The sequence below is a fragment of the Microbacterium sp. H37-C3 genome, assembly GCF_027157935.1.
GTDB classification, from domain to species: domain Bacteria; phylum Actinomycetota; class Actinomycetes; order Actinomycetales; family Microbacteriaceae; genus Microbacterium; species Microbacterium plantarum.
In genome coordinates this window covers 554216-564386 of the sequence record NZ_JAPVLR010000003.1, presented here as the reverse complement: position 1 = coordinate 564386, position 10171 = coordinate 554216, and the positions used below count along the sequence as shown (strand labels likewise).

The window sequence follows — 10171 nt, the reverse complement described above, 5'->3', positions numbered from 1 at the left end:
CCGTGCTGATCGCTGCCGGAGCGCGTTCACCGGTTTCTGCCTCAGCGCTTGGCGGGTGACGCGCGACGCACCATCGCGGTCTCGTCGGGGGTCTCGAAGCCGAATTCGGCGTAGAGGCTGTGCGCGTCGCGCGTGAACAGCGTCCAGCGGAAGTCGTGCCCGGGGCCCTCGTCGATCATGCGCCGGAGGATACGGTGCGCGACGCCCGCGCCCTGGTGCTCGGCGACGACGAAGACATCGGCGAGATAGGCGAAGCTCGCGCCATCGGATGCCGCGCGGGCGAAGCCGATCTGTTCTCCGGTGTCGGCGCGATAGGCCCCGACGACCCGCCAGGCCGCGTCGAGCTGCGCCTCGAGCACGGAGCGCTCGCGCCAGCGGCCCCAGTAGGCCTCGGACGAGAGCCAGCGCCATACGACGTCGAGCTGGATGCGGGCGGGTGAGTCATCGATCTCGTACTCCACGTCCCCATTGTGCGCCGCAGCACCGGGGAGACCCGGCTGGTAACACGATGCCAATCACGGGCCCGCGGACCGCGGCTGTGTCAGGCTGTGAGGATGACCGACGATCCCGCCGCCGCCCCGCGCCCGCCGCACGGCCCGCGCGATCCCGGCGACGCGTGGGTCGTGGCGCCGTCGGGCGAGCGGTACTGGGGGCGCTTCGGTGCCGCGGGCCTGCTGGCCATCGATCCGGAGCGGGGCGTGCTGCTGCAGCATCGGGTGTCGTGGAGCCACTTCGGCGACACCTGGGGTCTTCCCGGCGGCGCGCGTCACGCGGGGGAGTCCGCGCGCGACGGAGCATTGCGCGAGTCGGCGGAGGAAGCCGGCGTTCCCGCGGACGCCGTTGCGCCGCGGTTCCTGTCCGTGCTGGATGTCGGGGTGTGGACCTACGGCACCCTCGTGGTCGATGTCACGACGCCCTTCCACCCGGTCATCAGCGATCCCGAGAGTCGCGAGCTCGCGTGGGTTTCCATCGATGAGGTCGAGTCCTTCCCGCTGCATCCCGGGTTCGCGGCATCCTGGCCCCGGCTGCGCGGCCTGCTCTCGCTACGCCCGACCGTCATCGTCGACGTCGCGAACGTGGTCGGTTCGGTCCCCGACGGCTGGTGGCGCGATCGGGCCGGTGCCGCCGAGCGGCTGCTCGCCCAGGTGGCGGCGTTGGCCGAGCGGGGGATGGATGCCGCGGACCTGGAGCTCCCCGAAGACATCTGGTTCCCGCGCGTGGTCGCCGTCGTCGAGGGGCAGGCGCGCGACGTCACCGCCCCCGCGGGGGTCGAGCTCGCTCGCGCACCGGCCGCCGGTGACGATGCGATCGTCGACGCGACCACCGCCGCCGTGGCCGCGGGTGAGCGGGTCAGCGTCGTGACGTCGGATCGCGAGCTGCGCGCTCGCGTCGAGGCGGTGGGGGCCCGGGCGGTCTCGACGTCGTGGCTCCGCGACCGGCTGTGACCACCGGCCGCGCAGCCCGGCGCTGGGGCGCGGCCGCGCTGGCCGTCGCTGTCGTCGCGGCAGGGCTCGTGGTCCACGGCATCCTGCCCGACACCGCCGCGACCGACATCGCCGGTGACGCGCTCTACGCCGTGTTGATCTACGCTCTCGTCGTCGCCGTCGCACCCCGTGCCGCAACCGTCGTCGTCGCGGCGGTCGCCGGCATCTGGTGCATCGCCGTCGAGCTGTTGCAGCTGAGCGATCTGCCCGCGCGGGCGGCCACGGTCTTCCCGCCGGCGGTCCTGGTGCTCGGGACGGTGTTCGACGCGCGCGACCTGCTCGTCTACGTCGTGACGATCGTCATCACCGGGGCGCTGGATGCTGTGTGGCGCCGCCGGCGAGCACCGTCGCCACCCCCGCGATGATCAGGTCGAGCGCCGCGGTGAAGCCGTCATCGTCGCCGGCGGCGATGCGCGCGGGCGAGGCGGCGACGTCGCCCGAGGCCGCGCCCCACGCGTCGGCGCTGCGGCGCTGCTGCTGGTGGAAGGTGAAACCGACGACGAAATGGGTGACGGTGTCGGCGATCGTGTCGGCGAGAGCGGACGGCTCGCCGCGCTCGATCGCGGCGGCCCGGAGCCGCGCGTGCACGGGTGGCTCGACGAGCCCGAGCGCGAGCGAGCTGGAGACGACTTCAGCCCCGTCGCGGTAGGCGAGCAGGCTGTCGTGCAGGCGCACGGCGACGTCTCGGGCGGCGACGTCGAGGTTCGTGCCCGCCTCGTCAGCTGCGCTGACCGGACGGAGGATACGCGCGCTCACGGCCGCCAGCAGCTGCTGCTTGTTCTCGACGTGCCGGTACAAGGCACTCGGCTGCACGCCGAGATGCTCGGCGAGGCGCCGCATCGACAGATCGGGCAGGCCGACCCGGTCGAGCAGCTCGAGGGCGGCGTCGACCACGTCGTCCCTCGAGCGTCGGGGCGCGCGACCTCCGCGGTTTGAATCGTCGGCGATCATGGCGCTACTCTACCTGAACGCCGTTCACGTGAACGGTGTTCAGGAGGAACCATGACCCCGCCGATCCCCGCGTCGCGCGCCGCGCTCGATGCGACCGACCTCGCCCGCGCCGCGGTGTTCGCGGCCCTCATCGCCGTGCTCGGGCTGCCCGGCTCGTTCGCGCTGTTCGGGGGTGTGCCGATCACAGCGCAGACCCTCGGCGTGATGCTCGCCGGCGCCGTTCTCGGGCCCGTCGTCGGCGCGGCCTCGGTGGGCACCTTCCTCGCTCTCGTCGCCGTGGGGCTTCCGCTCCTCGCGGGCGGCCGCGGCGGGCTCGCGGTCTTCGCCGGTCCGACGGCGGGCTACCTCGTCGGCTGGCTCGTCGGCGCCGTGGTGGTGGGGCTGATCGTCCACACCGGCGGGCGGCGACCCGTGTGGTGGCGCACCGCGGCCGGGCTCCTCATCGGCGGGGTGCTCGTCGTGTATGCGTGCGGCATCCCGGTCCAGAGCCTCGTCCTGCGCCTGCCGCTCGAGCAGGCGGCGCTGGCGAACCTCGCTTTCGTCCCGGGCGACATCGTCAAGGTCGTCGTCGCGATGCTCGTGATCGGAGCACTCGTGCGCGGCTACCCTCGCGCCTTCCGGCGCACGTGGGCGCCGCGTGCGAGCACCCGGACCGGCGATGATGCGCCGACCCGGACCGCCGCCCCGGCATGACGGTCGGCATCCGTCTCGAGGCCGCGGCCGTCCGCCTCGGGGACGTGCAGGTGCTGGAATCCCTCACCGTCGGCCTCGACGCGCGCACGATCGCGGTGGTCGGCGACAACGGTTCGGGCAAGTCGACGCTGGCCCGACTCATCGGTGGACTCGTGCGGCCGACCTCGGGAGCCGTCCGGGTGCTCGGCTGCGACCCGGTCCGGGATGCGGCCGAGCTGCGGCGCCGCGTCGCGATCGTCTTCAGCAACCCGGACGCGCAGATCGTCATGCCCACGGTCGCCGAGGACGTCGCCTTCTCGCTTCGCGGTGATCGCGGCTCGCGCGCCGACCGCGTTGCACGGGTCGACCGGGCGCTCGATCGGTTCGACCTGACCGATCTCCGCGACCACCCCGCGCACGAGCTGTCGGGCGGGCAGAAGCAGCTGCTCGCGCTGTGCGGAGCCTTCGTCCGCGACCCCGAGCTCGTCGTCGCGGACGAGCCGACCGCGTTCCTCGACGGGCGGAACGCCGCCCGCATCGCCGGTCATCTTCTCGGCGACACCGGCCACCGACTGCTGCTCGTGACCCACGACCTCGATCTCGCGCGGCGGTGCGAGGTCGGCGTGCACGTCGCCGCGGGACGCATCGTCGACGTGGGAGACGCGGCCGAGGTCGTCGATTCATACGCGAGGACTTGGCGATGACGTCTACCGAGGCGGGTGCGGCACGATGCTGACCCTCTACCGTCCGGATGCGCGGGGGTGGCACCGGCTCCCGGCGGGGCCGAAGACCCTGCTCCTCCTCGGCCTGGTGACGACGGTGTCGCTGCTCCCGGCCGCACCGGCCGCACCGGCGACTGCGGCCGGTGCGGCCGCCCTGTGCCTCGCCTGCTACGCCGTCCCCGGAACGGGCTGGCGCGAGCTGGTCCGACAGATCCGGGCGCTGCGGTGGCTCATGATCATCGCGCTCGCCGGCCAGCTCATCTTCCTGGGGCTCGAGTCCGCCGTGGTCGGAACCGTGCGCATCCTGGCCGCGATCCTGCTCGCCGCCCTGCTGGCGCTGACGACGCCGGTCGCCGCGCTGCTCGACCTCTTCGAGCGTGCCCTCCGTCCCGCCCGGGCGATCGGCGCCGACCCCGAGCGCATCTCCCTCCTCCTCGTCGTCGCGCTCGGCTCCGTGCCGACGCTCGCGCGCCTGGCAGGCGAGGTGCGAGACGCGCACCGCGCGCGGGGCGCGGGAGGCGGCATCCGTTCCTCCGCGCTGGCGTTCATCGTCCTCGCGCTGAAACACGCCGACGACCTCGGCGACGCTCTCACGGCGCGGGGCGTGCGCTGACTCGCGCCGAGTCCGCGCAACCGGGGCGCCTCATCTCACGTCGACGCGCTCGAACCGTTCTCGCGGCACGCGGTCGAGCCGCAGCGGGGCGGCGACCGGCGTGCCGCACCGGCTGCCCGCCGCACGGAATCGCTGGATCGCCCATTGCCGCACCCCGCGGTCGGCCAGCAGCTCGCCGAGATCGCCGAGCCGGGCGTCGTCGATGAGGTCGGGATGCACGGTCGTGCGGACCTCGACATCGAGCGGATGCGGCGAGGCGGCGCGCTCGCGCTGAGCGGCGACCACGAGGTCGAGCGAGCGCAGTGCGGCGCGTCCGCTCGGACCCCGGCCCGTCACGCCGGCGTAGTCGTCGGCCCCCGCTTTCGCATCGAGGCCGATCCACGACAGGGCCGGCAGCACGGCTTCGAGCAGGTCAGGGTAGGCGCCGCCCGTATGCAGTCCGACGTCGAACCCGAGTTCGCGGGTGCGTGCGATCGCGTCGGGGAGGGCGCGTTGCATCGTCGGCTCACCGCCCGAGAAGACCACCCCGTCGAGCAGGCCGCGGCGCTCGCCGAGGAAGGCGGCGACGTCCGCCCACGGCATCACCCCGCTTGTCCGCGGATCGATCAGATCGGGGTTGTGGCAGTAGCGGCAGTCCCACGGGCATCCCTGCAGGAACACCGTCGCCACGAGGTGCCCCGGCCAATCGACCGTCGAGAACCGCGAGAGTCCCGCGATGCGCAGCTCGGAAGCGCTGCGACCCGCCACAGCGGACACGTCACACGACCGCCGCGGCGCGTTCGTACGAGAACGCCACACGCTCGGCGGCCTCGCCTCTCTTGCCGATGTTGAACGACGAGACCGGGCGGAAGTAGCCCATCACCCGCGTCCACACCTCGCATTCGGCACGGCACTGCGGACATGACGCGTGGTCGCCCGAGAGGTACCCGTGCTGGGGGCAGATCGAGAACGTGGGTGTGATCGTGATGTACGGGATGCGGAACCGCTCGAGCGAACGGCGGACGAGGGTCTTGCACGCCGCCGCCGTCGGTGCGGCCTCTCCCATGTAGAGGTGCAGGACGGTGCCGCCGGTGTACCTCTGCTGCAGCCCCTCCTGGAGCTCCATCGCCAGGAACGGGTCGTCGGTGAACGCGACCGGCAGCTGCGACGAGTTCGTGTAGTACGGGTTGGCGGTCGTGCCGGCGTGACGGATGCCCGCGAAGCGCGCGATATCGGCGCGGGCGAAGCGGTACGTCGCCGATTCGGCCGGGGTGGCCTCGAGGTTGTAGAGGTGCCCGGTCTGCTCCTGGAACTCCACCATGCGGGCGCGCACGTGATCGAGTAGGTCTGCGGCGAACCGCATCCCCTCCTCGGTCGTGATGTCATCCGCGTCGCCGGAGAAGTTGCGCACGGCCTCGTTCAGCCCGTTCACGCCGATCGTCGAGAAGTGGTTGTCCAGGGTGCCGAGGTAGCGCCGGCTGTAGGGGAACAGGCCCGCGTCGAGGTGGCGTCCGATGACGGTGCGCTTGGCCTCGAGGCTGTCACGGGCGATCTCCAGCAGCCGGTCGAGCTGCGCGTACAGGCCCGCGCGGTCGCCGGCGTGCACGAATCCGAGCCGCGCGCAGTTGATCGTGACGACCCCGACCGACCCGGTCTGCTCGGCCGAGCCGAACAGCCCGTTGCCGCGCTTGAGGAGTTCCGTGAGGTCGAGCTGCAGGCGGCAGCACATCGACCGGATCATGCCGGGGTCGAGGTCGGAGTTCACGAAGTTCTGGAAGTAGGGCAGGCCGTACTTCGCCGTCATCCCGAACAGCGCGTCGGCCTCGGGGGAGTCCCAGTCGAAGTCCTTCGTGATGTTGTAGGTCGGGATGGGGAAGGTGAACGCCCGGCCGTCGGCGTCGCCCTCGGTCATCACCGACAGGAACGCGCGGTTGATCATCGCCATCTCGGGCGCGAGATCGCCGTACGTGAAGTCGGCGAGGCGCCCGCCGACGAGCGGGCGCTGGTCGGCGAGGTCGTCGGGGCAGGCCCAGTCGAAGGTCAGGTTGGTGAACGGGGTCTGGGTGCCCCATCGCGAGGGGACGTTGAGGTTGAAGACGAGCTCCTGGATGCCCTGGCGCACCGCTCGCTCGTCGAGCCGGTCGAGCCGCACGAAGGGTGCGAGATAGGTGTCGAACGAGCTGAACGCCTGCGCTCCGGCCCACTCGTTCTGAAGGGTGCCGAGGAAGTTGACGATCTGGCCGAGGGCGCTCGAGAAGTGCTTCGGCGGGGCCGACGAGATCGCGCCCGGAACCCCGTTGAAGCCCTGCTCGAGGAGCTGGCGCAGCGACCACCCGGCGCAGTAGCCGGCGAACACGTCGAGATCGTGGATGTGGATGTCGCCGTCGCGGTGCGCGGCTCCGGCCTCGGGCGCGTAGACCTCGTCGAGCCAGTAGTTGGCGATCAGCTTGCCAGACGCGTTGAGGATGAGCCCGCCGAGGCTGTAGCCCTGATTCGCGTTCGCGTTGACGCGCCAGTCGCGTCTCTCGAGGTACTCCTCCACGGTCGCCTGGACGGAGATGGATCGCGCGGTCATGTGAGCTCCTTCGTCGAGACTCCCCAGATATGGGGGTCGGGTCTCGATTCAGCCACTACATGATGTGCCTGATCTGCGTGGCGCGCCGGAACAAATCCCGGCGCACCACGCGCGTCAGCCGTCAGCGGGCGAAGCGGAGGGTCACGATCTCGAACGGGCGGAGGGAGAGGGGAACGGCATCGTCGACGAGGGCGGAGGCCGCGACCTCGCGCTCGAGCAGATCGGTCCGAACCACCCCGAGCGCGTCGAAACCGGGGTGCACGACGGTGTCGACACGGCGACCGAGCGCCTCGTACAGCCGCACGACCACGTCGCCCGAGCCGTCCTCGGCGAGCTTGACCGCCTCGACGACGACCCCCGGATCCGCCACCGTCACGATCGGCTCGATCGCGGATGCGGTCCCCCTCACCACCCGTTCGGGCAGATTCAGCCGATAGCCCTCGACGACGGCATCCTCGACGTCCGCGCCGACGACCAGGCCGACCCCCAGTGCATACGTGCCCTGATCCTGCGTGGGATCGGGGAACAGCGCCGACCGGATGAGCGACAGCCGGACGACCGAGACCGTGCCGCCGCCGACCGAGCGCTCGGCTCGCGTGATGTCGTGACCGTAGGTGGAGTCGTTCACGACCGCGACGCCGAAGCCGGGTTCGCCCACGCGCACCCACCGCTGCGCGACGGTCTCGAAGCGCGCGGCATCCCACGACGTATTGGTGTGGGTCTTCCGCTCGATGTGGCCGAACTGCACCTCCGAGGTCGCGCTGTCGGTGTGCACGTCGACGGGGAACGCGAGCTTGAGCAGTTTCTGCGTCTCGTGCCAGTCGAGTTCGAACCCGAGCGACAGGGTGCGCGACCCGGCATCGAGTCCGATGCGCTCGGTCACGCGCGATGAGCCGAACGATCGGGTGACGACGACCTCGTCGCCGTCGAGCTCGAGGCCGTCGATGTCGGTGAGGTCGGTGACGGTGTTCCGATAGTGCACGTCGACATCCCAGGCATCCCACTGCGTCGGGGTGTCGCGGTGCAGTTGCAGAAGAGCGGATGCCGCGCCCGGCGGCACGCTCTCGCGACCACTCGCCACATCGACCGCCGAGACGATCAGGCCGCGATCGTCGATCACCACGCGCACGATGCCGTTGTCGAGCACCCAACCCTCGGGCGAGCGTTCGGGGCGCACGCGGGATGCCGGGGCAACGGGTACGGCTCCGAGCGCCGGAACCCCGCCGCGCGCGTGCGGCGCGGCGTTGACCCTGAGCTCGGATGTGGCCTCGCCCGACTCGGGCGGTCCCGCGAGAGCGGTCAACGCGTCGCCGATGATCTCCTCGAGCTCGCGGGCGACCGCGGCGTAGTTGCGCTCGGCGTCCTGATAGACCCAGGCGATCGACGATCCCGGCAGGATGTCGTGGAACTGCTGCAGCAGCACCGTCTCCCACGCCCGCGCGATCCTCTCGGCGGGATACGGTGTGCCGGTGCGCACAGCCGCGGTCGTCGCCCACAGCTCGGCCTCGCGCAGCAGGTGCTCGCTGCGGCGGTTGCCCTGCTTCGTGGCGAGCTGGCTCGTGTAGGTGCCGCGGTGGAACTCGAGATAGAGCTCGCCGACCCAGACCTCGGGCTCGGGGTACTCCGCTTCGGCGGTCTCGAAGAACCGCTGCGGTGTCGAGTGAACGACACGGGGTGAGCCCTCCAGCGAGGTCGTCCGCGCGATCGCCGCCGTCATCTCGCGCGTGGGGCCGCCCCCGCCGTCACCGAATCCATAGGGGAGCAGCGACACCGTGCCGCGCCCCTTGTCGGCGTAGTTGCGTTCGGCGTGCGCGAGCTCGGCTGCCGACACGATCGAGTTGTACGAGTCGACCGGCGGGAAGTGGGCGAACAGGCGGGTGCCGTCGATGCCTTCCCACCGGAAGGTGTGGTGCGGCATCCGGTTCGTCTCGTTCCACGAGATCTTCTGCGTGAGGAACCAGCGGGCGCCCGCGGCCTTCGCGATCTGCGGAAGAGCCCCGCTGTAACCGAACGAATCGGGAAGCCACACCTCGGGGGTGTCGATGCCGAACTCGCGCTCGAAGAAGCCTTGGCCCGCGATGAACTGCCGCGCAAGGGCCTCCGCGCCGGGCAGGTTCGTGTCGGATTCGACCCACATGCTGCCGACCGGCACGAACCGGCCCTCCGCCACACGCGCGCGGATGCGCTCGAACAGGTCGGGGTAGTGCTCCTTCACCCATGCGTACTGCTGCGCCGACGACGCGGCGAAGACGAAGTCGGGGTCTTCGTCCATGAGCGAGAGGACGTTCGAGAACGTGCGAGCGACCTTCCGCACCGTCTCGCGCACCGGCCACAGCCACGCCGAGTCGATATGGGCGTGCCCGACGGCATGCAGGGTGTGTGCGCTCGCCGAGGCCGGCGCGGCCAGCACGGGAGCGAGGACGGCGCGGCCCGCGGCGGCGGTACCGGCGACGTCGTGCGGGTCGACGACGTCGATCATCCGCTCCAAGGCGAGAAGGAGGTCGGCACGGCGGGCCGACGCCGGGTCGAGCTGCGCCGCAAGTCCCCGAAGCGCCGAGGTGTCGTCCAGGAGAGCGGTGACCTCGAGGTCGCGCAGTCGCACATCGACCGTCCGCAGCACGTAGACGGGATCGTCCCCGGCGGTCTCTCGGTCCCCGACCGGTGTGGGCGCGAAAGTGAAGATGCTCCCGACGTCGGGGTTGGAGGCGCCCTCCACGAAGACGTCGATCGCACCGCCCGGCGACACCGCCTCGGTCACCGCGTTGTTGAACGGCGCGATGCCGCGCAGCGGCCGGCCGTCGACCGACCACACCATCGCCTCGCATTGGAAGCCCGCCTGTCCGGTCGTGAATCCGAGGTCGACGACGAGCTCGGGTCGCGTCCCGGCGATCGGCTCGCCCCCGTCGAACCACTCGTCCGGCGCCTCGCCCGTGACGCGGAACCAGGTCGTCCCCCACGGGCGTCCCCACGGTTCACCGACCGTGATCGGACGGTAGGCGCCGTCGCGGGCCTCGTCGAAGGCGACCGGCTCGGCCGGCGCCTCCCAGCAGCTGACCGCGAGCGGGCGGGAGTCGCGGTGGATCGCCGGGGCCAGACGTTCCCGGACGAATCGGTCGATGCGCAGCAGCGCGAGAGTGGAGCGGTCGTGCATGGAGGAGCCTTTCGAGGAGGAAGC

At 71.5% G+C, this 10171-nt stretch carries 10 protein-coding genes; 5 read left to right on the top strand and 5 right to left on the bottom strand.

Annotation, left to right across the window (positions count from 1 at the left end; genetic code table 11):
* Positions 1-41: 41 nt before the first annotated feature.
* Positions 42-461, bottom strand: coding sequence for a GNAT family N-acetyltransferase (locus O1W71_RS11680; RefSeq protein WP_269268008.1), 420 nt, complete (start codon positions 459-461; stop codon positions 42-44).
* 93 nt (positions 462-554) lie between these two features.
* On the opposite strand from O1W71_RS11680, the gene O1W71_RS11675 reads away from it, so the two are divergent.
* Together O1W71_RS11675 and O1W71_RS11670 are read left to right on the top strand one after the other, a co-directional pair.
* Complete coding sequence (locus O1W71_RS11675) at positions 555-1445, top strand: NUDIX domain-containing protein (RefSeq protein WP_269268007.1); 891 nt, start codon at positions 555-557, stop codon at positions 1443-1445.
* On the top strand, positions 1442-1849 hold the full coding sequence (locus tag O1W71_RS11670; protein WP_269268006.1) for a DUF2809 domain-containing protein: 408 nt from the start codon (positions 1442-1444) through the stop codon (positions 1847-1849). Before O1W71_RS11675 ends, O1W71_RS11670 begins: the two co-directional genes overlap by 4 nt.
* On the opposite strand, the gene O1W71_RS11665 is transcribed toward O1W71_RS11670, so the two are convergent.
* Entirely contained in the window at positions 1788-2435 is a 648-nt protein-coding gene (locus O1W71_RS11665) for a TetR family transcriptional regulator (RefSeq protein WP_269268005.1), read from the bottom strand. The genes O1W71_RS11670 and O1W71_RS11665 overlap by 62 nt on opposite strands.
* A gap of 51 nt (positions 2436-2486) precedes the next feature.
* Between O1W71_RS11665 and O1W71_RS11660 the strand changes: the two genes are divergently transcribed.
* From O1W71_RS11660 to O1W71_RS11650, 3 genes are read left to right on the top strand one after another with little or no spacing between them, the layout of a single operon-like run.
* Positions 2487-3128 carry a biotin transporter BioY gene (locus O1W71_RS11660; protein WP_269268004.1) on the top strand — a complete coding sequence of 214 codons (642 nt, stop codon included), beginning with the start codon at positions 2487-2489 and terminating at the stop codon, positions 3126-3128.
* Positions 3125-3811 carry an energy-coupling factor ABC transporter ATP-binding protein gene (locus tag O1W71_RS11655; protein WP_269268003.1) on the top strand — a complete coding sequence of 229 codons (687 nt, stop codon included), beginning with the start codon at positions 3125-3127 and terminating at the stop codon, positions 3809-3811. Before O1W71_RS11660 ends, O1W71_RS11655 begins: the two co-directional genes overlap by 4 nt.
* A gap of 25 nt (positions 3812-3836) precedes the next feature.
* Positions 3837-4442, top strand: coding sequence for a CbiQ family ECF transporter T component (locus O1W71_RS11650; RefSeq protein ID WP_269268002.1), 606 nt, complete (start codon positions 3837-3839; stop codon positions 4440-4442).
* A gap of 30 nt (positions 4443-4472) precedes the next feature.
* On the opposite strand, the gene O1W71_RS11645 is transcribed toward O1W71_RS11650, so the two are convergent.
* From O1W71_RS11645 to O1W71_RS11635, 3 genes are all read right to left on the bottom strand, one after another.
* Entirely contained in the window at positions 4473-5189 is a 717-nt protein-coding gene (locus tag O1W71_RS11645; protein WP_269268001.1) for an anaerobic ribonucleoside-triphosphate reductase activating protein, read from the bottom strand.
* A gap of 10 nt (positions 5190-5199) precedes the next feature.
* The gene (locus tag O1W71_RS11640) at positions 5200-6996 is read right to left on the bottom strand and encodes a ribonucleoside triphosphate reductase (RefSeq protein ID WP_269267999.1); all 1797 of its coding nucleotides are present in this window, start codon (positions 6994-6996) and stop codon (positions 5200-5202) included.
* A gap of 121 nt (positions 6997-7117) precedes the next feature.
* On the bottom strand, positions 7118-10147 hold the full coding sequence (locus tag O1W71_RS11635) for an alpha-mannosidase (RefSeq protein WP_269267998.1): 3030 nt from the start codon (positions 10145-10147) through the stop codon (positions 7118-7120).
* Between the last annotated feature and the right edge of the window lie 24 nt (positions 10148-10171).